The 24,296-nt window shown below is 63.9% G+C and carries 20 protein-coding genes; 16 read left to right on the plus strand and 4 right to left on the minus strand.

The annotated features are described in order from the left end of the window. The first annotated feature begins 35 nt into the window (after positions 1–35). From ACNAOU_RS18350 to ACNAOU_RS18390, 9 genes are all read left to right on the plus strand, one after another. Positions 36–1,022 carry a phosphodiester glycosidase family protein gene (locus tag ACNAOU_RS18350; protein ID WP_422757443.1) on the plus strand — a complete coding sequence of 329 codons (987 nt, stop codon included), beginning with the start codon at positions 36–38 and terminating at the stop codon, positions 1,020–1,022. Beyond that, complete coding sequence (locus ACNAOU_RS18355; protein WP_110505623.1) at positions 1,019–2,152, plus strand: GtrA family protein; 1,134 nt, start codon at positions 1,019–1,021, stop codon at positions 2,150–2,152. Before ACNAOU_RS18350 ends, ACNAOU_RS18355 begins: the two co-directional genes overlap by 4 nt. Continuing rightward, positions 2,149–2,802 carry a DUF4956 domain-containing protein gene (locus tag ACNAOU_RS18360; RefSeq protein ID WP_055972406.1) on the plus strand — a complete coding sequence of 218 codons (654 nt, stop codon included), beginning with the start codon at positions 2,149–2,151 and terminating at the stop codon, positions 2,800–2,802. The genes ACNAOU_RS18355 and ACNAOU_RS18360 overlap by 4 nt, the downstream gene beginning before the upstream one ends. Continuing rightward, a complete protein-coding gene (locus tag ACNAOU_RS18365; protein WP_422757444.1) occupies positions 2,799–3,602 on the plus strand; it encodes a polyphosphate polymerase domain-containing protein in 804 nt (267 codons plus the stop codon). The genes ACNAOU_RS18360 and ACNAOU_RS18365 overlap by 4 nt, the downstream gene beginning before the upstream one ends. Before the next feature lie 10 nt (positions 3,603–3,612). Next, positions 3,613–5,187 (plus strand): carbohydrate-binding domain-containing protein, encoded by a 1,575-nt coding sequence (locus tag ACNAOU_RS18370; protein WP_422757445.1) that lies wholly within the window; start codon positions 3,613–3,615, stop codon positions 5,185–5,187. Positions 5,188–5,648: 461 nt separating this feature from the next. Next, positions 5,649–7,088 carry an MFS transporter gene (locus tag ACNAOU_RS18375; RefSeq protein ID WP_422757446.1) on the plus strand — a complete coding sequence of 480 codons (1,440 nt, stop codon included), beginning with the start codon at positions 5,649–5,651 and terminating at the stop codon, positions 7,086–7,088. After that, positions 7,078–7,791 (plus strand): aspartate/glutamate racemase family protein, encoded by a 714-nt coding sequence (locus tag ACNAOU_RS18380; protein WP_422757447.1) that lies wholly within the window; start codon positions 7,078–7,080, stop codon positions 7,789–7,791. Before ACNAOU_RS18375 ends, ACNAOU_RS18380 begins: the two co-directional genes overlap by 11 nt. A 201-nt stretch (positions 7,792–7,992) precedes the next feature. Next, positions 7,993–8,493: a sensor histidine kinase gene (locus tag ACNAOU_RS18385; RefSeq protein ID WP_018778828.1), complete on the plus strand. Its 501-nt coding sequence runs from the start codon at positions 7,993–7,995 to the stop codon at positions 8,491–8,493. A 107-nt stretch (positions 8,494–8,600) separates the two neighbouring features. After that, positions 8,601–10,784: a transglycosylase domain-containing protein gene (locus tag ACNAOU_RS18390; protein ID WP_064722695.1), complete on the plus strand. Its 2,184-nt coding sequence runs from the start codon at positions 8,601–8,603 to the stop codon at positions 10,782–10,784. Between the two features lie 123 nt (positions 10,785–10,907). Here ACNAOU_RS18390 and ACNAOU_RS18395 read toward each other — a convergent pair whose 3' ends face one another. Then, entirely contained in the window at positions 10,908–11,639 is a 732-nt protein-coding gene (locus tag ACNAOU_RS18395; RefSeq protein ID WP_422757448.1) for a glutamine amidotransferase, read from the minus strand. Between the two features lie 155 nt (positions 11,640–11,794). On the opposite strand from ACNAOU_RS18395, the gene ACNAOU_RS18400 reads away from it, so the two are divergent. Both ACNAOU_RS18400 and ACNAOU_RS18405 read left to right on the plus strand, forming a co-directional pair. Next, a complete protein-coding gene (locus ACNAOU_RS18400; protein ID WP_039242894.1) occupies positions 11,795–13,036 on the plus strand; it encodes an MFS transporter in 1,242 nt (413 codons plus the stop codon). Positions 13,037–13,211: 175 nt separating this feature from the next. Then, positions 13,212–14,537 (plus strand): ammonium transporter, encoded by a 1,326-nt coding sequence (locus ACNAOU_RS18405; RefSeq protein ID WP_039242895.1) that lies wholly within the window; start codon positions 13,212–13,214, stop codon positions 14,535–14,537. A gap of 93 nt (positions 14,538–14,630) precedes the next feature. Here the strand turns inward: ACNAOU_RS18405 and ACNAOU_RS18410 are convergent, their stop codons facing one another. After that, the gene (locus tag ACNAOU_RS18410; RefSeq protein ID WP_079582075.1) at positions 14,631–15,227 is read right to left on the minus strand and encodes a DUF1992 domain-containing protein; all 597 of its coding nucleotides are present in this window, start codon (positions 15,225–15,227) and stop codon (positions 14,631–14,633) included. A 232-nt stretch (positions 15,228–15,459) separates the two neighbouring features. Next, on the minus strand, positions 15,460–17,745 hold the full coding sequence (locus tag ACNAOU_RS18415) for a SulP family inorganic anion transporter (protein WP_422757449.1): 2,286 nt from the start codon (positions 17,743–17,745) through the stop codon (positions 15,460–15,462). Positions 17,746–17,988: 243 nt separating this feature from the next. Between ACNAOU_RS18415 and ACNAOU_RS18420 the strand changes: the two genes are divergently transcribed. From ACNAOU_RS18420 to ACNAOU_RS18430, 3 genes are read left to right on the plus strand one after another with little or no spacing between them, the layout of a single operon-like run. Next, on the plus strand, positions 17,989–19,065 hold the full coding sequence (locus ACNAOU_RS18420) for an acyl-CoA dehydrogenase family protein (protein WP_422757450.1): 1,077 nt from the start codon (positions 17,989–17,991) through the stop codon (positions 19,063–19,065). Continuing rightward, positions 19,059–20,423, plus strand: coding sequence for a PIG-L family deacetylase (locus ACNAOU_RS18425; RefSeq protein ID WP_422757451.1), 1,365 nt, complete (start codon positions 19,059–19,061; stop codon positions 20,421–20,423). Before ACNAOU_RS18420 ends, ACNAOU_RS18425 begins: the two co-directional genes overlap by 7 nt. Then, on the plus strand, positions 20,420–21,166 hold the full coding sequence (locus ACNAOU_RS18430; protein ID WP_422757452.1) for a glycosyltransferase: 747 nt from the start codon (positions 20,420–20,422) through the stop codon (positions 21,164–21,166). Before ACNAOU_RS18425 ends, ACNAOU_RS18430 begins: the two co-directional genes overlap by 4 nt. 4 nt (positions 21,167–21,170) lie before the next feature. Here the strand turns inward: ACNAOU_RS18430 and ACNAOU_RS18435 are convergent, their stop codons facing one another. Beyond that, on the minus strand, positions 21,171–22,112 hold the full coding sequence (locus ACNAOU_RS18435) for a LysR family transcriptional regulator (RefSeq protein ID WP_018778818.1): 942 nt from the start codon (positions 22,110–22,112) through the stop codon (positions 21,171–21,173). A gap of 122 nt (positions 22,113–22,234) precedes the next feature. On the opposite strand from ACNAOU_RS18435, the gene ACNAOU_RS18440 reads away from it, so the two are divergent. Then, complete coding sequence (locus ACNAOU_RS18440; protein ID WP_039242901.1) at positions 22,235–23,227, plus strand: DUF1852 domain-containing protein; 993 nt, start codon at positions 22,235–22,237, stop codon at positions 23,225–23,227. Between the two features lie 20 nt (positions 23,228–23,247). Continuing rightward, positions 23,248–24,294 (plus strand): methionine synthase, encoded by a 1,047-nt coding sequence (locus tag ACNAOU_RS18445; RefSeq protein WP_018778816.1) that lies wholly within the window; start codon positions 23,248–23,250, stop codon positions 24,292–24,294. Positions 24,295–24,296: the final 2 nt, after the last annotated feature.

Raw genomic sequence — 24,296 nt, forward strand, 5'->3', positions numbered from 1 at the left:
ACCTCAGGCGTAGCCTGCCTCCGTAGAAATGAGGCATGACTCCTCCACAGACCGAAAACCGCAAAGGCCGCCGGACACGGCGAGCGATCGTCTCCGCCGTCCTGGCGGTCACTCTCTCTGCCGGGGGTGCAACAGCCTGGGCCCTGGACCGCTTCGTCATTCCGCACGCCGAAATCACCAACGTCTCGGAATACGAAGCCAGCCAGGCCGGCACCACCGAAACCACGACGACGGACAGCAGCGCCGCTGATTCCTCCGCGAGCGCTGTGGTCACTGATACTGGCTACACCTCGGGTGACACCGGTATCAGCATCAGCAAGGTAACTACCGGCAGCGGCGACGACACCGTCACCTACTACGTTGCCGACGTCGTGCTTGATGCGGCCACCACGCTGAAGTCGGCATTCGCGGAGGACACGTACGGCGGCAACATCACTGAAAACACCTCCGCGATCGCCCAGGACCACAACGCGATCTTCGCCGTCAACGGCGACTACTACGGTTTCCGGGACACCGGCATCGTGATCCGCAACGGTGTGGTGTATCGGGATAAGGGCGCACGGCAGGGCCTGGCCTTCTACAAGGACGGCACCGTCAAGGTGTACGACGAGACCACCACCACCGCTGACCAACTCATCGCGGATGGCGTTTGGAACACCCTCTCGTTTGGCCCGTCGCTGCTGGACAACGGCGAGATTGCCTCGGGCATCGAGGACGTGGAAGTTGATACAAATTTCGGTAACCACTCCATCCAGGGCGAACAGCCGCGCACGGCGGTGGGCGTCATCGACCAGAACCATCTGGTGTTCGTGGTGGTGGATGGGCGCAGCCCCGGCTACTCCGCCGGCGTCACCATGACGGGCCTGGCGCAGATCATGAAGGACCTGGGCGCCACCACCGCGTACAACATCGACGGCGGCGGCTCCTCCACCATGTACTTCAACGGATCCCTGGTGAACAACCCGCTCGGCGAGAACAAAGAGCGCGGCACCTCGGACATCCTCTACATCGCCCGGTCATGATCATCCTGATACCGGCCTACGAGCCGGACCACCAGCTCATCACCCTTGTCCGAAACCTCCAGGAAGCAGAGCCGTGGATCAGCATCGTGGTGGTGGACGACGGTTCCGGCCCCGAGTACAAGGACACGTTCGACGCCGCCGCCCAGCTTGGGTGCCATGTGCTTGGTTACGCCGTGAACGGCGGGAAAGGTCACGCCCTCAAGAGCGGCTTCGCCTTCATCGCTGAGCGTTTTCCGGGACATGACGTGGTGTGCGCCGACAGCGATGGGCAGCATGGCGTGGCGGATATCCTGGCCGTCGCCGACCGGGTCCGGCACGTCACCGCGGCCATGGTCCTGGGCTCCCGGAACTTCACCGGGAATGTCCCGGCCCGGAGCCGGTTCGGCAACACCGTGACCCGCGGCCTGTTCAGGCTAGCGACGGGCCAGCGGATCACGGACACCCAGACGGGCCTGCGGGGCTACAAAGCGGACATGCTCCCTTGGTTGCTGACGGTCCGCGGACAGCGGTACGAGTACGAACTGAACCTGCTGCTCGAAGCGAAGCATGCGGGCTACGGCATCAGCAGCGTGGGGATCGCCACCGTGTATCTGAACGACAACGCAGGCTCGCACTTCCGGCCTGTCGCAGACTCGATCAGGATCTACGCCCCCCTGCTGAAGTTCCTGGGCTCGTCCCTTTCCGCTTTCGTGGTGGACATGGTGATGTTCCTGGTGCTCATCGGCGTCACTGATTCCCTGCTCATTGCCGTGCTAGGTGCCCGGCTGGTCAGCGCCACAGTGAACTTCCTGGTCAACCGGCGCCTGGTGTTCGAGCACGGCAAAGACCGGCCACTGCGGGTGGCCGCGGCCGGCTATGTGGCCTTGGTGCTGGTGTTGCTGGCGGCCAACTACGCCTCGATCCTGGCGCTGACGTCCGTTTCCGTCCCGGACCTGCCCGCAAAGATCCTCACGGAGGCCGCGCTGCTGGGCATCAGTTTCGTAGTGCAGCACCGTTTCCTGTTCACCCGCAAAGGCCGTGCCGCGCAGAAGGAAACGCATACCCCACCCTTGGTCCCGGCACAGTTCCAGCACAGCGTGGCCCTGAAAAGTGGACATCAATTCCCCCAGAGATTCCGGAGTAACCGATGAACACCCTCATCCTCATAGCGGCAGACCTCGCTGCCATTTCCATCCTCACGCTGGCCCTGTACCTCCGCCGCCACAGGCGCCGTGACCTGGTGGTGTCCTACCTCGGCATGAACGTGGGAGTCCTCGCAGTCGCCACCGCACTGTCCGGTTCTGCTGCCGGCGTCGGTTTGGGCCTGGGGCTGTTCGGTGTGCTCTCGATCATCCGGCTCCGCTCCACCGAACTTGCCCAGCACGAGGTTGCCTACTACTTCTCGGCACTGGCGCTGGGCCTGATCTCGGGCATCGGCGTCGAGCCTCTGTGGTTGACGTTGTCCCTCATGTCGTTGGTCCTGCTGGTGATGTTCATTGGTGACAACCCGAAGGTCCTGCCCTCCTACCGCCACCAGACGGTGGTGCTGGACCGGGCCATCAACGACGAAGCCGAACTCTACGTCCGGCTGGAAGAAGTCCTCAACGGTACCGTCCACTCGGCCACCATCCAGGAGCTGGACCTGGTGAATGACAAGACGATCGTGGATGTCCGCTACGCGGTCCGCCCCGCCCGGCTCACCGTCAACCATCCAGCGGGCGCGCTGACAGAGGCGCCGCAGGAACTGCCTGCCCAGCCGTCGCCCCAGCCGTCCATGCCCACCTCTGCGGGTGTCGCATGAGCCGGCCCGAAGCTCCAGGGGTCATGCCCCACCTGGGCCGGCTTCCCGCCGTCGGGCTTGAAGAACTCACTGCTGAAGCCGCGCTGCTGACCCGTGTTGACCGCAAGTACCTGGTTCCCTCGGCAGCAGCCCGACGCGTCCTCTCCACTTTCACCACCCACGCCCGTGTCCTGGAAATGGACGAGGCCCGGACCTTCGCCTACGACTCCGTGTACTTCGACACCCCGGCACTGGACAGCTACATGCTGGCAGCCCACGGGCGGCGCCGGCGCTTCAAGATCCGCACCCGGACCTACGTGGACAGCGCCGTCAGCTTCCTTGAAGTCAAGACCGAAGGAGCACGTGAAGCCACCGTCAAGGAACGCATCCCGTACGAACTTAGCGACCGCGACCGGCTGACTGACGAAGGCCTTCTCTATGTCAACGAGACCCTTTCCGCGGCCATCGGGGACGTCACGTTCGGCCCCTTGTCCCCTGTCCTGTCCACGCAGTACAACCGCACCACGCTGTTCCTGCCTGAGTCGGGAAGCCGCGCCACCATCGATTCCGACGTCACCTGGCAGCGGCCGGACGGGCAGCCCTGGGTCCTGGACGACGCGGTGGTGGTGGAGACCAAGTCCGGCTCCGCCCCGGGCCCCTTGGACCGGCACCTCTGGGCCAACGGCGTCCGGCCGTGCCGCATCTCCAAGTTCGCCACCGGCATGGCCGCACTCCACCCGGAACTGCCCGCAAACCGGTGGAATCAAACCCTTCGGCGCAGGATGCCGCTGCGCCCCCTCAACCAACTCCCCCAAAGCTAAGGAATCAACCATGCGCTCATTCCGCACCTCCCTGTCCATTGCCGCCGTCGCGCTGGCGATCTCCCTGGCCGGCTGCTCCGCCGCAACCACCGGTTCCACGTCCTCAGGCACCTCCGGCACGGCCACAACAACCACCACCCAGCAGGCAGTCACCGCCGCCACCATCGAAGAAGACACCCACTACGACGGCGACGACCTCAGCTGGGACGCCTCAACGGAGGTGGCAATCAGCCTGGCCGACGGCGGCAGCAAAGTGACGTCGTCGTCCTCCACCGGCGTGGCGGTGGACGGCAATACCGTCACCATCAGTGCCGCCGGAACCTACCGCCTCAGCGGCTCGCTGACTGACGGAAAGATCATGGTGGCCGCGGGCGATTCAGACACGGTGAGGATCATCCTGGACGGGGTGCAGCTTGGTAACTCCAGCGGTTCCCCGCTCGTGGTGCAAAGCGCCGATGAAGCGATCCTGTACCTGGAGGACGGCAGCACCAACACCGTAACGGATGCCGCAAGCTACGCGGACCAAGGCGACGACGCACCCAACGCGGCCCTCTTCTCCATGGCGGACCTGACTATTGCCGGGCCCGGTTCCCTGAAGGTCACCGGAAAGTACAACGACGGCATCGTCTCCAAGGACGGCCTGGTCCTGGCATCGGGCAAAGTCACCGTCGAGGCAGCAGACGACGGCATCCGGGGGAAGGACTACACCGTGCTCCTGGACGGCGCCTACCAGGTGACCGCGGGCGGCGACGGGGTGAAGGCCGACAACGAGACGGACGAGGGGCGGGGCTGGCTGCTGGTCAGCGGTGGTTCCCTCTCCGTGACCGCGGGAGATGACGGCGTGAAGGCGTTCAACACCTTGACTGTTTCCGGCGGCACAGTGAACGTAGCCAAGTCCGAAGAAGGGCTGGAGGCGCAGCACATCGCCATCTCCGGCGGGGACGTGACAGTCACTTCCAACGATGACGGCGTGAACGCCTCGGGCGGAGCCTCCTCCAGCACTGCCGACGGCGGCGGCATGGGTGGCGGGATGGGCGGCGGCGAGACCGTCGGCGATTACAGCGTTGACGTCTCCGGCGGGACACTGACCATCAATGCGCAGGGTGACGGTTTGGACTCGAACGGAAACGCCAGCATTTCCGGCGGGACCGTCATGGTCAACGGGCCCACCAACGACGGCAACGGAGCACTTGATGTCAACGGCGAGCTTGCCGTTTCCGGAGGCACCGTGGCTGCTGCGGGAAGCGCCGGGATGGCCGTAACCCCCGGGACCTCCTCCACACAGTCCGGCGTGCAGATCACGTTCAGTTCCTCCGTATCTGCGGGCACCCCGGTTCACATCGTCGACTCGTCGGGAGCCGTGGTGGCGACGTTCGTGACCACCAAGACCATCGCATCCCTGGTGTTCTCCTCTTCCGCGATCGCCGACGGTGCCACGTACACGGTGTACACGGGCGGCACCGCCGATGCCACAGCCGGCCTCACGACGGGATCCATCGACGGCGCCAAGCAACAGGGCACCGTGACCGCGGGCCAGTACACCCAGGCGCAAGGTCCCGGCGGCGGTGGTGGCGGCCGCCGCTGAGCTTCGTGGCAGGTGCAATTCTGCTGGATCATTCGTCATCGCCCCGACGCGGTCCCCGGTAATCCGGGGATCTTCAGAGGGAACAAGCGAATGATCCAGCAGAAAACGGGACGCACTGAGTCGGGCTACTGGTCCGCGATGGCATACAACGCTGTGATCGGTCCTCGGATCAGGACAGCCCCTTGGTGAGCCTGAGTAGCGTCCGGAGTGAGCCTTACTGCTCTCTTTCGACCACTGGAGGTCCCTAAATCAACCCTTTTTGGATGAATTTGATGTGCGGGTCATCCAACGGGGGTCAATGGTCCACACATCAAAGCCCGCGCTGAGGATCCGGTCACATTTTGTTTACACAGCAGCTATGGCCTTCTGGTATCCCAAAGTGTAATCTCCATCACATTCCCTCATGCGATATTCGCATTCCGTATGACGGAACCCCTTCAGAGCTCAGTAAGGAGCGCACTGTGGAAAAAGACCTCGCCCAGGAGGCTGCAACACCGCGGACCGGATCCCTGGCACAACAAATCGAAGGCGCGTATCAGCGGATCGGGGTGACCGGCGCGCACCGCCAGATCGTCTTCATGATCCTGCTGGGTGTCTTCTTCGACGCCCTTGAACAAAATGCCGTAGGCATCACCGGCCCCATCCTTCGCCAGTCCTGGGGATTGGGCGCCACCGAAATCGGCTTGCTGAACACAATGACGTTTACGGCAACCGCACTCGGACGGCTGGCGACGGGCCTGATCGTCGACAAATACGGCCGGCGCCACATGCTGGTTATCAACCTCATCATCTTCGCCGGAGGCTCGTTGCTCTGCGCTGTGGCCCCCAACTATCCCATCCTGGCGGTCGGACGCTTCATCGTCGGCTTCGGATTGGGCGGCGAAATCGCGGTAGCCGTGATCATGATGGCGGAGTTCTTCGCTGCCAAACACCGTGGCACGGCGGTTGGCCTGATCAACGTCACCGCTGCAGGCTTAGGCAACATGCTGGCACCGGCCTTCGGCATCCTCGTCTTCACCCTCTTCGACGGCCCGGACAAGTGGCGCTGGGTCTTCGGCCTTCTGTTCATCCCCGCACTGCTGGTGATGTTCTTCCGTCGCTACGTTCCGGAAACGCCCCGCTTCCTGGCCTCGCAAGGAAAGATCGACGAAGCGAACCTGGTCATCACCCGGCTGGCACGCAACAAGCTCTCCGGCCCCGTCACCGATCCCGAAACCTATATCACCGCAGTCCCCGACCCCGTGGTGGTGAAGACGTCCGGACATTGGAAGGACGCACTCCGCGGCAAGCTCCTCAAGCGTACGGTCCTGCTGTGCGTCGCCGTCTGCATGTCCTACGCCGCCCAGATCTCCATGCTGACGCTCATGCCAACCATCCTGGTGTCCCGGGGTTACGCCGTGAACACCAGCCTGTGGTTCACGCTGATCATGCAATCAGGTTCCTTGCTGGGCGCCTGCACTGCCGCATACCTCGCCAGCCGGCTGCCCCGAAAAAGGGTCCTGACATCGGCTGCGATCCTGGGCTGCCTGTCCGGGCTGTCCATGGCTTTCCTGGCCAGCGACATCGTGCTCATTGTGATCTTCGGGGTGCTCTTCAACTTCTCCGTGATCATCCTGAACACCACTATTTGGCTGTTCGCTCCGGAGCTCTACCCCACCCGCACCCGCGGGTTCGGAACGTCCATCATCCTGGCCGCGGGTTCCCTTTCCGGCGGCTTGTTCCCGCTCATTTCAGGGGCTGTCTTCGATTCGGCCGGACTGCCGGGGATGTTCACCACACTGGCAGTGTTGTTCATTGTCCTGGCCGTCGTGGTCCAGTTCCCACCGGAAACCTTCGGCAAGCCCCTGGAAGAAGACGCCGAACCGAACGAGGACGAGGAGTCTGCCATCTATGGGCACTGACAGTCACGCACCGAGGGACAAAACAGTCCTGCTGATCAATCCGAACACCAACAGCAACACCACCGCCATGATGGTGGACCTCGCCGCGGAGGCTCTCGCGTCACACGGCCTCCGGGTCACCGGAATCACCGCAGCCGCCGGCCCCTCCATGATCGTGGACCCGAAGAGTCTGGCCGAGTCAGCGGAACACGTCAGGGACGCAGCCCACGGCTACCTTTCAGGACCCGACGGCGGCAGGGTCGCCGCAGTGATCGTGGCGGCAATCGGCGATCCCGGGCGTGAGCAACTGGACCGGGAGCTGGAGATTCCCGTGGTCGGGATCGGGCAGGGTTCCCTCCATGCCGCCGCCCACCACCCCGACGGGCACCTTCGCCGTTTCGCCATGGCAACGAGCACACCGTTGCTGGTGGAGGCACTGGGCAAACTGGTAGCAGCCCACGGGTTCCAAGGGTCCTTTGCCGGTGTTCGCTTGACGGAGTCCGAGCCCCTGGTCCTGGCGGCCGACCCCGAAAGACAGTACCGGGAACTGGCCCATGCTGTGTCTGCGGCATCGGAAATGGATGGTGCGGACGCTGTGATCATCGCCGGTGGCCCACTCAGTGCCACCGCCCGGCGACTTGCCGAGTCCACCTCCGTCGCCATCATCCAGCCGGTGCCCAGCGCCTGCCGGCTGTTGCTCACCTTGCTGCCGAAGGACAGCTGACCACACGCCAGTCACAACCTGACGGCGGTCCGCAAGGGCCGCCGTCAGGTTGTGACTGCACGAGGCGCGTCCCCGCCGCAAGCCTCGCCCGCAAACTTGATGCGAACTTGAGCCAATCGAAAAGGTTCCTTGATGTAGCGGCGCCACGCTGGAATCAGCCGGAATACCAATACAAAGGCATTCCGACAACGAATTTCCGGTATGAAGCACAACGATGTGGGGGAACCAGTGGAACAGTCAGCAGCAGTCGACGAGGTGGTGGCCGTGAAGGGCATCATCCAGGACCAGAACCCCGTGGATTTCTACGCGTTGGGTGTCGCAGGGTGCATCGACCGCCTTGCCGCGCCGCTTCGCCGCGCCGGTGTCACGGTCCACTGGCATACTCCCCACCACGGCATCGAGATCTCATCCTCCGCCGCAGGGCTCCTGTACCACGTGGCGCAGGAAGCGTTCAGCAACACGTTGAACTACGCCAACGCCAGTGAACTCACCATCCGCCTCAACGCTGTCTACCATGGCATCCAGCTCACCATCACGGACGACGGCGACGGCTTCGAGATCCACGCTGCGCCCAGCGGCCGCAGGCATGGTTTTGGATTGCTGTTGATGTCGATCGCCGTTCACGACGCCGGCGGGACAGTCGACATCGACTCCGCGGTTGGGCGGGGCACCAGTGTCCGGGTGACACTGCCGCTGGATTGAGTCCGATTTGGGACCTTTATTGGGTACCTGAGCCATGGAACAACTGACGTTCCGGACGTATTCTGTAGCTACTTTTCAGCCTGGCATCCCTACGGATTGGCACGAAAATGGCGCGGAACAACAGAGGACCACTGGGTCTGGGCAAGGTCCTGTTAAGGATCTTCGGGTTCTTCTTCGTGAGCCTGCTCTGCGGGGTGTTGATCTCCGGCTTCGTGGTCCCGGTGGTTGCCCTCACCAGCACAACCGTGGGTGGGTCCATAGGTTTCTACGAGAGTCTTCCCAGCCAGCTCGACGTGGAGTCACCTTCCCTTTCCAGCAAGGTGGTCACCGCTGACGGCCAACTCATCGCCACGTTTTTCGCCGAGAACAGGGTCAAGGTTCCTCTCGAGGACATGTCGCCGTTCATCCGCGAAGCAATCGTAGCCATCGAAGACAGCCGTTTCTACGAGCATCCGGGTGTGGATGCGCACGGAATCATGCGGGCGCTGACCTCCAACCTGACCAAAGGAACCAAGCAGGGGGCCTCCACGCTGACGCAGCAGTACGTCACCAACGTGCTTAACGAGTCCCGGCTTTCACAGGGCCGCCCCGAGGACGTAGTACTCAGCGGCGAGAAAACAGTGGGGGACAAGCTGCGCGAGATCAAGCTCGCCTTGGAACTGGAGAAACGCTTCAGCAAGGACCAGATCCTTGAGGGATACCTGAACATCGTGTTCTTCAACAGGAATGCTTACGGCATCGAGGCTGCGTCCCGCTACTTCTTCAGCACCTCCGCCGCGGAGCTGACACTGCCCCAGGCGGCGCTGTTGGCAGGCCTGGTGAATGGTCCCAGCATCTACGACCCCACGGTCGACCCGGCGGCAGCACTGGCCAGGCGCAACCTGGTATTGGACCGGATGCTCGAACAGGGGAAGATCACCCCCGTGGACCATGGCGTGGCTGTGGCAACACCGGTGGAATTGAACATCACTCCATCCCTTCAAGGATGTGCCGGTGCTGCCATTGCCACGTATTTCTGCGATTACATCTCGCACCTCATCCTTAACAACGAGGCCTACGGTGACACGGTGCAGGATCGTGAACGGCTCCTGTATCGCGGCGGCCTCACCATCACCACCACACTGGACAGCAGGCTCCAGGCCATCGCCCAGCAACAGGTGGACGCATCCGCCGGTGATAACCCGGACAAATGGGGTGCTGCCATGACCACCGTGCAGCCCGGTACCGGTAAGGTCCTGGCGATGGCCCAGAACACGGTGTTCGTTCCACAAGAGGGGAAGTTCGACACCCAGCTGAACTTCAACGTGGATGCAAAAGACGAGAACGGCTACGACCTGAACGGTGCCGGAGGTTTCCAGCCCGGTTCCACCATGAAGCCCTTCATCTATGCGGAGTGGCTCAACGAAGGCAAGAACCCCACCGCCGTGGTGGACGCATCACGGCGGGTATACCCCGTGGGCTTCCCTTGGCGTTCCAGTTGCGGCAAGGTGCTGGGCGGCTACAGTACGGCACAGAAGGCACAAAACCTTGGCGCGGATGACGACCTGCAGAACAACGACCCTGGCTACTACCGCCCCATGCCCATCAACTACGGCCTCTACAACTCCATCAATACGGCCACTTTCGCCACGGCGGCACAGCTGGACTTCTGCGGAATCCAGCGGATGGTGGACACTGTTGGCCTGCACAGCGGGCTGGACAATGCCCCAATCAACATGCACCAGATCGGCAATCTCCTGGGTTCCATCGGCGTCGCGCCTCTTGTGTTGGCGAGCGCCTACGCCACCTTCGCCAATGACGGCACCTACTGCAAGCCCATCGCCATCACGGAGATCAGCGACGCCCAGGGCAGGGAATACGAAGCACAGACGCCGGAATGCCGTGAAGCCGTCAAGCCGGCTGTGGCACGGGGCGTAAATACCGTACTCCAGGATGTGCTCAAGATGGGATCCGGCGTCTACATCGAACCCAAGGTCCAAAGCAGGGTCCCGGTAGCCGCCAAGACCGGAACGTCCAACAACAACGGCGCCACCTGGGTGGCCGGGTACACGACGGCGCTCGCCACGGCGTCGTTCTTTGGGGACACGACGGCGGGACAACAGCGGGCGGGCCAGAACGTCACCATCAACGGCAAGTTCTACAAATCCTTGGACGGCTACATGATCGCCGGCCCGCAATGGGCGAACTACATGATGGAAGCCACGGCGCTCTACCCAAGCGGCCCCTTTGTGGCGCCTGCTCCCCCACCCGCCCAGCAGCCCAGCACCAGTCCGGCAGCGCCGCAACGGTAGCCGCGCCACAGGTGACGTTGACGTCCACAGGGGGCTTCCGATGTCGGACGTCGCGTTGCGGGGCCCGCTCTGCGTGGCATTCCCAACGCATAGCGCGCAAAGCGGGCCTCACAACGGGAGGGGCTACCGGGCGTAGCGCTCCGTGAAATTCCTGAGCACGCGCATGGGCTCTGTCACGGACGATTTCCGGGCTGTCTCGATGAGTTCATCGGCTTCGTGGGGCGGGAAATATCCGGCGTTCTTGTAGATGTTGATCCGCGTGATGAGTCCGTCGGCGTCCAGCTCGGGGTGGAACTGGGTTGCGTAGAGGTTGTTCTTGATGCGGAACATGTGCACGGGGCAAGCCTCCGAGCTGGCCAGCAATACTGCGTTTCGGGGCAGCTGACTGCACGCTTCCTTGTGGCCGACGAAGGCCTCGAACCGGTGCGGGACACCCTGCAGCAGCGGGTCCCTGTCCCCTTCCGTCGTCAGGGTGATCTCCGTAGCTCCCACCGGCTCTCCGAAGCGCCGGTCGATGACTGCGCCCTGGTGCACTCCCAGCGTGCCGACACCGTAACAGGCACCCAGGAAGGGGAAGTCTTCCGCCACGATCCTGTCCAGGAGGGATGAGAGTTCCGTCTCAACCCGGACCTGGTCTGCGCTCTTCTCCTCCACAGGATCGCTTGAGGTGTAGGGACTTCCACCCACGATCACCCCGGAGTAGTCCGACAGTTCAAGAGGCGGCAAAGGCCCGGATTCCAGCCGGATCCGGATCAATTCGTCCGGTTTCAGTCCGCAGTAGCGTAGGTAAGCCTGGTACTCGTCATCTGCTGCGGCGTCTTCGGCGCGGGTAGCCAGCAATAGGAAGGGCTTCACAGGCCAAGTCTGCGTGAGGAATGGCCGGGAGACAAAGTGTGTTGCTGCAAGGGGGTGTCTGACAGGGACTCCCTCACACCGCCGTGGCTGCATACCGTTGTACGGACCCCCATGAAACAGCACCCCGAGCTTGACCCATCCCTGAGGAGCAATCTTTGACGCAGGACCCTTCGGTCGTCGAAACACCATCGCCCACGGCGTCACCCGCTGAAAGGCAGCAGCCCAGGAAGATCCCCTGGGGCGGACTGCTTGTGCTGGCAGCGGCCGGGTTCACTGCGGTAACCACCGAGCTTCTTCCTTCCGGCTTGCTTCCGCAAATCAGCCGCGACCTCGGTGTCGACGAGTCGGCAGTTGGTTCGCTGACCGCCGTGTATGCGGCGATCATCGTCTTCACGGCGCTCCCCCTATCCCGGTTCCTGGCCGGCAGGGTTCCCCGCAAGACGCTGCTGATCGCCACCGTGCTGGCTTTTGCGCTCAGCAATGTCCTGCTGGCGTTGAGCCCCGAGCTGGGGTGGGCGATCGGGGCCAGGCTACTCGGCGGCATCGCGCACGGAATGCTGTGGTCCAGCATGGCACCCTATGTGGCACGAATCGTTCCGGCACACTCCGTGGGTAAATCCATGGCCGTGGTGTTCAGCGGCAACAGCATCGCACTTGCAGTGGGGGCTCCCATCGGTACACTCATGGGTTCACTGATGACCTGGCGCGCTTCCTTCCTGGTTCTCGCGGGCGTGGGCGTGCTGTTGGCCGTGTTGGCCTTCTGGCTCCTTCCCGGCGCTCACGACAACGCCAGCCAGAAGGCTCCGTCCCTGCGTGCTGCCATGAAACTGCCGGGCGTCATCGCCGTGGCCATCGCCTGGCCCCTCCTGCTCCTGGCCCACTTCACCCTGTTCACCTACGTGGCGCCCTTCCTGCTGGCATCCGGGCTGCCGGAATCGGCCACCAGCATCTCCCTGTCCGTGGTGGGAATCGCCAGCCTGGTGGGGATTTGGATTGCCGGCATGACCGCCGACTCCCGTCCACGTGCCTCGGTGATTGCCGCCGTCGGACTCCTGACTCTTGCGTTCGCCCTGCTGCCGGCACTGGGCGGCACCTGGGTGGGGGCGTTCGGGCTGATGACGCTGTGGGGTATCGCGTTCGGCGCGGTGGGTATCTACAACCAGGCAGCGATTCTCCGGGCCGGCGGCGAGCACAAGGACGCTGCCAACGGCCTCACCGTGGTGACCATCCAACTGGGGATCGCCGTCGGGGCTGTCTATGGCGCGTTCGCCCTCACCACGGTGGGCGCCCAGCTGGTGCCCCTGGCCGCGGCGGTTCCGACAGCGATAGCGCTGGTCATCATCATCGCCAGCAGGCGCGGCGGCTACCCGGCCGGACCCCGGGAGAAGCGCCGTTAACATCCCCGAAACATGCCAGTGACCTGATCTTCACGAACGGGAGATTTCTGTAACTTACCTGCAACTTAGCTCTTCTGAGTCGGAAACATAGCTCACCGAATATTGATCGGGGGGCTTTACGGGAGCCGGATAAATCACGGCTCGTTTCGGACAGGCTTGAAAGAAGGGAACGCAGGTGGAGATCTCTGCGCAGAACGTCTGGATGATGTTGTCGGCGGCAATGGTGCTCTTCATGACCCCCGGCCTCGGCCTGTTTTACGGCGGCATGACCCGCGCCAAGGCAGCACTGAACATGATCATGATGAGCTTCATCTCCGCGGGGATCGTGGGTGTTGTCTGGGTCCTTTGGGGCTACTCGATGACTACCGGTGACGGCTTCCTGGGCCTGTTCGGCAACCCCTTCGCACACTTCGGCCTGCAGGATCTGGTGGGCACGCCCGACCTCATCAAGGCCACCTTCGCAGCGACCTTCGCCATCATCACCGTTGCCCTCATCAGCGGCGCCATAGCCGACCGGGCCAAGTTCGGTGCCTGGGCACTGTTCGTGCCGATCTGGATCACCGTTGTCTACTGCCCGCTGGCATACATGGTGTGGGGCGGCGGCCTGATGAGCGCCGGCGGGGCCGTGACTGAAGTCTTCGGCCAGGTCATCGACTTCGCCGGCGGTGCGGTAGTTGAGGTCAGCTCGGGAACTGCCGCTTTCGTCCTCGCATTGATCGTGGGAAAGCGCCATGGATTCGCCAAGGACCCCAACCACCGCCCGCACAACGTCCCCTTCATCATGATCGGCGCAGCAATCCTGTGGTTCGGCTGGTTCGGTTTCAACGGCGGCGCTGCCACCACTGCCGAGCAGGCCGGCCTGATCTGGGTCAACACCCTGGTAACTCCGGCAGCGGCCATGCTGAGCTGGCTTGTGGTCGAGAAGGTCCGCCACGGACACCCCACCTCCCTGGGGGCAGCGTCCGGCGTCGTGGCCGGACTGGTTGCGATCACCCCTTCCTGCGCCAACATCAGTCCGCTGGCCGCCCTGGGGCTGGGTTTGGTGGCCGGTGCTGCCTGCGCGGTGTTCGTTGACCTGAAGTACAAGTTCGGTTTCGACGATTCCCTCGACGTTGTTGGCGTGCACTTCGGCGCCGGTGTCATCGGCACCCTGTCCCTGGGCTTCATCGCCTTCCCCCAGGACGGTGTGGCCGGCGGCCTCTTCTACGGTGGCGGCCCCCAGCAGCTCGTTGCGCAGCTCGTGGCTGTCGTGATCACCATTGCCCTCTCCGGTGTGGGCACCTTGGTCATTGGCCGGATCATCAACAAGACCATCGGCTTCCGGGTCCCGCACGAGCACGAAATCACCGGCGTCGACCTCACCCAGCATGCCGAGTCCGCTTACGAGTTCGGCCTCACTGCGCACGGCCACTTCCGCCAGCAGCAGGCGCACCTGTCCGCGCTGCTCAAGGGAAAGCCCGCCGCGGCCACTCCGGAGGCCAAGGAAGACAGCTTCGCCTAACGGCACCACCATCAAACAGCAGCCGACGGCGGGACCCAGGTCCCGCCGTCGGCTGCTGTTGTGTGCGCCCCGCCCAAGCGGGCAGCGTCCGGATTAGCCCGAGCCGTTCCAGAGGCGCTGCCAAAAGCTTCGTTTGCCCGGTGCCTGCGGTTCCGGCTCCGGCGGAGAGGCGGCAGCACGCCGCTGCCGCCACCGTTCGAGTTCGGCATCCACATCCCTGAGTTTCGTGATGACCGGCGGCCCGCCTTGGAGCTGCCTCCGGGCCTCGATCACGCGTTTGTTGAAGTCCTCGAGGATGTCCCGGACTTGTTTCTCGCCGTATTGCTGATCCAGCTTCGCGTCCAGTTCGGCGTCTTCAATGCGCAGCAAGATGGCAGGAGGGCCGATCCCGCTCAGCCGTTCGCGCTGGATGAGTCCCTTGACCCACCAGTCGGGATCGTAGTGCTCGCCGAGCCCGGGGATCGGTTTGCCCGCGTACTTGAGGTTGTCGAACTTCCCTTGGTTCATGGCGTCCCGGATCAGGTATTCGACGCGGGCCGCGTCATCCACCTTTCGGCGCTTCTCGCGTTCTTCGGCGTCCGCGGCCTCAAGCTCGGCGTCCTCCTGGGCGTTGCCGCCCCAGCCGCGTACGGCCCGCAGTTCGGCCCCGCGCTCCAGCTTCCGCCTGAAAGCGTTGTTCCCGGCACTCATCGTGTCCGCCACCTCCTCGAACGGCAGCCCTCGTCTGCCGGAATTCGTGGTTCTCCGTCCAGTATTCCCCACCTTGCAGTGCTTAATCCGTACCCAGCGCGCCGTCGTCGAAACCGACAGGCCGCACCTCCACCACCCACTCTGAACGCGAAACTGCCCCGACACGGCGCGGGTACGGAGTGTCGGGGCAGTACGGGATCGAAAGTGGGCGGTGGCGGTGCAGTGGCAACGCCTAGCGGACGGCCATGCTCGGATCCAACTGCTCGATACCTTCCGGGGTCACCAGGACCACCCTCGCCGTACAGATGTCGTAGAACAGACCGGTCGCCTGCACTGTGCCGGATGCCAACGCCGGACCGGTGACGGGATGCTCCGCCAGCTTGCCCAGTTGCAGGGCCACATTCACCATGCTGAGTTGATCCAGGCGGCCGAAACCTTCTGCTTCAGCGGCGCGGGCCACAGGATGTCCCGCCAGGAGTGCCTGGTAGCTGGGGCGGGCATGTTCAAGCCAGGCATCGAACCCACGTCCCAGGCCAGCAGCTGATCCTTCCGCATCGGCGATCACGGCTTTCATGGCTCCGCAGTTGGAGTGGCCACAGACAACGATCGAGTCCACGGACAAGGCCTTCACTGCAAAGGCCAGCGTGGAGTCAATGGAGGCGTCATGATCGTCGCTGCACACCACGTTGCCGATGTTCCTCAGGGTGAGGAGATCACCGGGACCACTGCTGGTGATCAGGTTCGGATTCACCCGCGAATCAACGCAGGCCACGAACAGGGTGTCGGGATTCTGGCCTTCGGTGAGGTCCTGGACCAGGGGCCGGACTTTGTCTGCGTGGCGGCGGTGGTATTTGTCGATGCCCAGGAGGATGGAGCGCAGCGGCGGGTGGGAGTCGCCGTCGTCGTTCCTTTGGCCGGCGGCATCGGCGGGCTGCCATGACGTACGCGGTGGCAGCGGAAATTCGCGCGGTTCCTGGCGCTGCGGCGAGTTGTCCTCGGCGTCGCTGAAGGCGGTGGTGCCGTGCTCCTCCACCACCACGGCTGCTCCGCCGTTCCTCTGCTGTTTCTCCCACGCCACCAGTGCTTCGCGGAAGGCATGATCCAGGTAGTCGGCGTTGAGTTCCACTACGGCGTCCTGGCCTTCGGGCACGGAGTGCAGGACGCGGTTGAGCCGGGGCAGCGCGAAGAAGCTGCACGAGCCGGCGATCGTTACGCGCCAGGGCAGCCCGGTTCCTGCCGGGGCGTGCGCCTGGATCTGGGCACGAAGGACCCGCCACAGCACGCACAGGGCGGCGAGTGCCAGGCCGATGATGACGCCCTCCAGGAGGTTCAGCGCGACGACGCACACCAGCGTGACGGCATAGACCAGGAGGTCGCCCGTGCGAAGACTGGTGCGGATGTCGGCCACTTTGACGAGCTTCGCGCCGATCACCAACAGCAGACCGGCAAGGACAGAAAGCGGGATCAGCTGGATGAGGCCGGCGAACAAGGCCGAGAAGACCAGGACCCAAACGCCATGCAGGATGGCGGACGTCCGGCTTTTCGCGCCGGCTTCGACATTGGTGGCGCTGCGGACGATGACCCCGGTGACCGGCAATCCACCGAGCATGCCGGAGACCATGTTCGCCGAGCCTTGACCGACGAGTTCGCGGTTGAGGTTGGTCCGGATTCCGCCGTGCATCTTGTCCACGGCAACGGCGGACAGCAGCGATTCGATGCTGGCGATCAGCGCCACCGTGATGACGGCCATGGCGGCGGCGCGCCAGTTGCCATCAGGCAGGCTGGGGAGTGCGACGGCGTCGAAAATCGAACCCGTGAAGCTGATCCGCTCCACGCCCGGCGCCACCGCTACGGACAGCGCGGTGACGGCAACGACGGCGGCCAGGGGTCCCGGCACTTTACGCACCGCAGCGGGGAGGAACTTCCACGTCAGCAGAATCGCGACGACGGCCAGTCCCAGCAGTGCCGAGTGCAACTCAACGTTGGTGACTGCGGATGGCAGTGCGGTGAGGTTTTCGACGGCGGAGCCAGCGGCCTGCCCGCCGAGGAGCACATGGAGTTGCTGCAAAATGATGGTGATTCCGATGCCGGCCAGCATCGCCTTGACCACCACTGGCGACACTGCCAGCGCGGCCCGGCCGATGCGGCTGACACCCATGAGCAGTTGAACGACGCCTGCCGCGGCCGTAATTGCGCAGGTCACCTGCCAGCCGAACTCGGCAACCAGACCGGCGACGACGACGGTCAGTCCCGCGGCGGGGCCGCTCACCTGCAGAGGGGAGCCGCCAAGGCTGCCCGCGACAATGCCGCCAACGGCTGCGGCAATGAGCCCGGCCATGATCGGAGCACCGGAGGCTGCGGCGATTCCAAGGGAAAGCGGAAGGGCTACGAGGAAGACCACGAGTGAGGCAGGGAGATCTGCACCGAGGTTGCTGAGGAAACTTGGCTTCTTCGTTCCCGGGCCCGGCGGGCTGTGGGAGTCGGTGGGGACGGAGGCGGATTCGTTGGGCTGAGGCATTGGTTCTCCTGGCTCGGAAGGTGCTGACCCTTCAAAGCTACGGAACCTGTCACGGTTAATGACAACAAGATGTGACAAGCATGACAAAAGCTGTGAAGATGCGCTTCATGTTGGGACCTATGGGAACTTTGACGGGGGTGGCGCGCGTTGGGGGTCCGGAGCGTGGCAGTCGAGGCGGACCTTACCGCCGTCGTTTCTTTCCACCCGCGCCAAAACTAAGGCTGCTTAGAATAGGCTGGGTCCATGAGCGCACCCGACCCCCAGCCCGTACGCATCAGCTCCGTACCAGTACAGCTCCAAGCCCTGGAGCCGGCCCTGGAAAAAATCAAGGCTGCCGTGGGCGACGTCCCGGCCCTGCTCGCCATCGCGGGGGAACTCGGCCAGACAGCTCCCATGCCCGGGGAGGGCAGCACAGCAAAGCTCTGGGAACTCCTGGCCTCAGTGACGGCCGTGGATGTCGCTGCCGGGCGAGTGCTGGAGCCCCACTTGGACGCCCTCGCGATCCTCGCCCAGGCCGGAAGCGAAACCACCACGGCAGGCGCCTGGGGAGTGTTCGCGGCGGAGGGACCCGGCATGAAGCTCGAAGCCAAACGCACCGCGAACGGCAGCTACGTCCTGCACGGATCCAAGCCGTGGTGCTCCCTGGCCCAACAGCTGGACGGCGCGGTGATCACCGCGCATCTTCCCGACGACGGCGGCAGGGCCGCCTTCGCGGTTAACCTGAAGGACCCCGGGGTGAGCGCGGAAACCCCGGTATGGACGGCACGCGGACTGCAGGAAATCCCGAGCGGCACGGTCCACTTCGCCAACGTCCCGGCCACACCGGTCGGCGGGGAGGGCTGGTACTTCTCCCGGCCCGGATTCGCCTGGGGCGGAATGGGAGTCGCTGCATGCTGGCTGGGCGGGGCGGTGACCGTGGCCCGGGACTACGCCACCGCGCTGAGCAAGGCTTCCGGCAATGGCCGTGAACCCGACCAGATCGCACTGGCCACCTTGGGTGAAATCGACCGCACCATCAGCACGGTCACCGGCTACCTCGCCCAGACCGCGGAACGCATCGACGCCGGCGAGCTGGAGGACGCGGATTCCGAAGGTCAAAGCCCCTGGAGCGATGCCTTGCGTGTCCGCGGAACCGTAGCCGCCGCCGTCGAGCGCATCCAAACCCTGGTGACGCAGAACCTCGGCCCCGCCCCCCTGGTATTCGACGAAGCATATGCAAAGCGCATGGCGGACCTGTCCCTGTACATCAGGCAGCACCACGCCATGCGGGACGATGCCCAGTTGGGCGCCCTGGCCTTGAAAGGGGATCGCAGTTGGTGACGTTCACGCATGCAGATACCGGCACGGCGGAGTCTGACTGGCTGGCCAGTGGCCTGGCCGCCTTGCCCGAACTCCCCCTGGACAAGGACGAACTCGCGGGCACGACCTTCGTGGTGCTCGCTGCGCACCCGGATGACGAATCCCTGGGCGCCGGCGGATTCCTCGCAAAACTTCACGCAGCAGGCGCAGACATCAAGGTCCTGCTCTGCACCGCCGGTGAAGCCTCCCACCCGGAATCGCCAACGACGACGCCGGAACAGCTTGCCGCTGTCAGGCTCACTGAGTTCGACGCGGCTGTGTCCGGGCTGGCTCCCGGCGCGAGCTGGCAGTTCCTGGAACTGCCCGACGGCAGACTGGCAGCCAACGCAGACCGGATCGCGGACGCGGTGCGGAAGGCCGTTGCATCATCAGGGCGTCCAGCGGAAAACGTGACGATCGTTGCCCCGTTCCGTTCCGACGGGCACACCGACCACGACGTCCTGGGCTCCACGGCCGCGCAGCTCGCCGAAAACGATGGCCACGGTTTGTTGGAATACCCCATCTGGTACTGGCTGTGGGCAGGGCCGGAGCACGAAACCTGGCGGACGTGGGTGCGGGTCCCGCTCGAAGCATCGGAGCAGGAAGCCAAAGCTGCCGCGATGCGGGCCCACGCCTCGCAAACGGAACCTCTCTCCGGGCAGCCGGGCGACGAGACACTGCTCTCCGGAACGTTCCTGGAACACTTCCAGAGGCCTTGGGAAACCTTCGCCTGGCACCCGTCAACGGCTGGAAACAACAGCGCCAAGGATGCCGAGCGGATCTTCGACGAAGTCCACTCCCGCGAAGAGGATCCCTGGAGCTACACCACCAGCTGGTACGAACGCCGCAAGCGGGCCCTGACCCTGGCTGCACTCCCCCGGGAATCCTACGAAGCAGGACTGGAACTGGGCTGTTCCATCGGCACGCTGAGCGAAGAGCTCGCCAAGCGCTGCGGAACGTTCCTCGGAGTGGATGCCAGCAGCACGGCGCTCGAGGAGGCAAGTAAGCGGCTTTCCGGGTTTCCGTCGGCGGAAGCCCGGCACCTCACCATGCCGCATGAATGGCCCGAAGGCACGTTCGATCTAGTGGTGTTGTCCGAGACCGGCTACTACCTTTCCCCGGAGGAGCTCACCGAACTCCTGGCCAGGATCCATGCCTCCACCCGCCCCGGCGGCACCCTGCTTCTGTGCCACTGGCGGCACCCGATTTCCGGCTGGCAACTTGATGCGGAAGCCGTCCATGCGATGGCCCGCACCCAACTGGATTGGCCTACGCATGGGCTTTACCGTGAGAAAGACTTCATGCTCGAGATCCTCGTCGCCCCGGGCGGAGCGACATGACAGATCCGGCACCCGAGGGCATACGGGATGTAGCAGTGGTGGTGCCCGCCCACAACGAGGACCAGCACATCGGCAAAGCGCTGTCAGCGCTTCGGGCAGCCGCCGACGCGCTCAACAAGGCACGCCCGGACATCCGGCTCCGCATGACGGTGGTCCTGGACAGTTGCACCGACCGTTCAGCGGAGATCACGGCCGCGTACGTAACCGGCGATGCCCGCTTTTCCCTGATTGAAGTGGCGTTGCGGAGCACGGGCGCCAGCCGCGGTTTTGGATTCCGCAGCGCGCTGGCCGCGTGCCACCCCATCAACGCCGGGGACCTCTGGCTCGCCAACACCGACGCCGATTCCGCGGTGCCGGAGAACTGGCTTGTACGTCAGGTGGAGCTCGCTGACAACGGAGCGGATGCCATCCTGGGTTCCGTGGAGCCCGACCCCGACGATGTTGACCCCGCAGTGCTGCGGCGCTGGCTGGAACTCCACCCGTTCCGCGAGAACCACCAGCATATTTATGGCGCGAACTTTGGTGTCCGCGGCTCTGCATATCTTGCCGTGGGCGGCTTTCCGATGCTTCGGGCGCACGAGGACAGGGTCCTCGTGGAACGCCTCCGCAGCCGGGGATTCCAGGTGGTCGCTACGGACAGCATCCGCGTCCTGACTTCCGGGCGGACCCACGCCCGCGCACCGGAGGGATTCGCTGCCTACCTCCGGGCCCTGGGAGCGGAGCTTCCGGCCGTAACGGGCTAAGCCGTCAGTCGATCAGCGCTACGCCGAACTCAGCGACGACGGCCCGCAATTCCTTGAGGTAGCGCTGCGCTTGGTCGGTGAGCGGAATCGCTGCGTGGCCGATCCAGCCGATCTCGATGCGTTCGTCAACGTCGAGCGGGATGGCGACGATCTCCGGGTCGAGGCGGCCGCTGATGATGCCCGTCGAGATTGTGTAGCCGTGGAGACCGATCATGAGGTTGAAGATCGTGGCACGGTCAGAGACCCGGATCTCCTGCTTGCTGGACAAGGTGGAGAGAATCTCCTCGGCGAAGTAGAAGGAGTTATTCGCACCTTGGTCGAAGGTTAGCCGCGGCATGCCGGCGAGATCGTCGAGGGTCGCGCGCTCTTTTGAGGCGAGCGGGTTGTGCCGTGAAATGAAAATGTGCGGATCGGCAAGGAAAAGCGGAGTGAACGCGAGCCCGGAATCCCGGATCAGCTTGTCGATGATCTTCCGGTTGAAATCGTTCCGGTAGAGGATGCCTATCTCGCTGCGGAGCGTCCGGACATCCTCGATGATGTCCCAGGTTCGGGACTCGCGCAGCGAGAACTCGTATTCGGCCACGTCAGTGGCCTTGACCATCCGGACGAAGGCGTCAACCGCGAACGAGTAGTGCTGGGTTGACACCCCGAGCAAACGTCGCGTCGGCGGGCTGCCGAGGTAGCGCTGCTCAAGGAGAGCAAACTGCTCGACGACCTGCCTCGCATAGCCGAGGAACTCCACCCCGTCGGCGGTGAGGGTGACCCCGCGGGCGGAACGGAGCAGGAGCGCACGGCCCACCCGGGCCTCAAGATCCTTCATCGCGGCAGACATTGTCGGCTGCGCAACGTAGAGAAGGTCTGCAGCCGCGGAGATCGACCCCTCAGCTGCAACCTCTATGAAGTAACGGAGCTGCTGCAGGGTCAGACCACTCGAAATCTGGGGCATAGGGAAATTCTATATGAATGCATAGAAATGCCTAGTTACCCGATATCCCCAGGAAGGTTGCACCATGGATACATCCCCTTCTGAAAGGCCGTCTCCGGCCCATCACCACGGATTGGCAACGCATGGCAGACGACTTCAGCTTCAGCATCACCACCACCCGCTTCGACGAGGACTACTCGCCGTCGGAAGGCTCCCGGATCACGACGAATTTCGCCAACCTGGCACGGGGCGAGCACCGCCAGGAGAACCTCCGCAACGCCTTGACGATGATGCGGCGACGCTTCAACGATCTCGCAGCCTGGGACAACCCGCACCGGGACCGCTACACGCTCGAACTTGAGATCGTTTCCGTACAGATACAGCTCCCCACGGAAGCCACGGACCAGCAGTTCCCCCTGTTCGAGGTTCTCGACATCCAGATCGTCGACCAGCTGAACGGGGTCCGTCACCAAGGGATCGTGGGAAACAACTTCTCCTCCTACGTCCGCGACTTCGACTTCAGCGTCGTACTGCCGGCAGCAGCAGGCGACTCAGGCAAGCCCACCGTTCCCGAGGACTTCGGCGATCTTCACGGCAAACTGTTCCAGCACTTCCTCGATTCCCCGGAATGCCAGGAACGCTTCCCGCAGCCGCCGGTGGTCTGCATCAGCGTCTCCACGAGCAAGACATACCGGCGCACCGGAAACCATCACCCGGTCCTGGGCGTCGAGTACCAACAGGACGACTTCTCGCTGACCGACCTGTACTTCGGAAAGATGGGGCTGCAGGTCCGCTACTTCATGCCGCCCGGCAGCGTCGCGCCGCTCGCCTTCTATTTCCGCGGCGACCTGCTCAACGACTACTCCAACCTGCAGCTCATCGGCACGATCAGCACCATGGAGACCTTCCAGAAGATCTACCGCCCGGAGGTCTACAACGCGAACTCCGCCGCCGCCGCCATCTACCAGCCGAGCCTGGGAGAACAGGATTACTCGCGGACCCGGATCGCTTACGACCGCGTCGAGCGCAGTCAGCTAGCGGTCAAGCAGGCGAAATACACGGAGGAGCACTTCATCACTCCCCACAAGGACCTGTTGGACCGGTGGACCGCCAAATACCCCGCTCTCGTCAACTGACCCCCGGAGACACGTCAATCATGAACACACTTTTGCCCACCACCGTTGTCGGAAGCCTGCCGAAACCATCGTGGCTCGCACAGCCGGAGACTCTTTGGTCGCCGTGGAAACTGGAGGGAGATGCGCTGCTCGAAGGCAAGCAGGATGCCCTGCGCATCGCCATCCAGGAACAGACCCGGCGCGGCATCGACATCGTCAGCGACGGCGAGCAAACCCGCCAGCACTTCGTCACTACCTTCATCGAGCATCTCAGCGGGGTCGACTTCGAACAGCGCAAGACCGTGCGTATCCGCGACCGTTACGACGCGAGCGTGCCCACCGTCGTCGGACCGGTGCGCCGTGAGCGGCCGGTATTCGTCGAAGACGCAAAGTTCCTCCGCGCAACCACCGACCGGCCGATCAAATGGACTCTTCCCGGTCCAATGACAATGGTGGACACGCTCTACGATGACCACTACAAGAGCCGCGAGAAGCTGGCCTGGGAGTTCGCCGCGATCCTGAACGAGGAGGCGAAAGAACTGGAGGCGGCCGGAGTGGACATCATCCAGTTCGACGAGCCCGCGTTCAATGTCTTCCTCGATGAGGTCAAAGACTGGGGCGTGGCTGCCCTGGAGAGAGCGGCAGAGGGACTGCGCACGGAGACCGCCGTGCATATCTGCTACGGCTACGGGATCAAGGCGAATACTGACTGGAAGGCGACGCTCGGCTCACAGTGGCGGCAGTACGAGGAATCGTTCCCGCTGCTGCAGAGCTCCAGCATCGACATCATCTCGCTGGAGTGCCAGAACTCCCACGTGCCCATGGACCTCATCGAGCTCCTCCGCGGCAAGAAAGTCATGCTCGGGGCAATCGACGTCGCAAATGAGACCATCGAGACCCCGGAGGAGGTCGCCGACACCCTCCGCAAGGCCCTGCAGTTCGTCGATGCGGACAAGCTCATCCCCAGCTCCAACTGCGGCATGGCACCGTTCCCCCGGGACGTCGCACTGGCCAAGCTGAGCGCTCTCAGCGCAGGGACGAACATCATCCGCGAGGAACTCGCCCGCTCCGCCGCCCAGGTGTCATAACC

Source organism: Paenarthrobacter sp. C1 (genome assembly GCF_049315185.1).
GTDB classification, from domain to species: domain Bacteria; phylum Actinomycetota; class Actinomycetes; order Actinomycetales; family Micrococcaceae; genus Arthrobacter; species Arthrobacter nicotinovorans.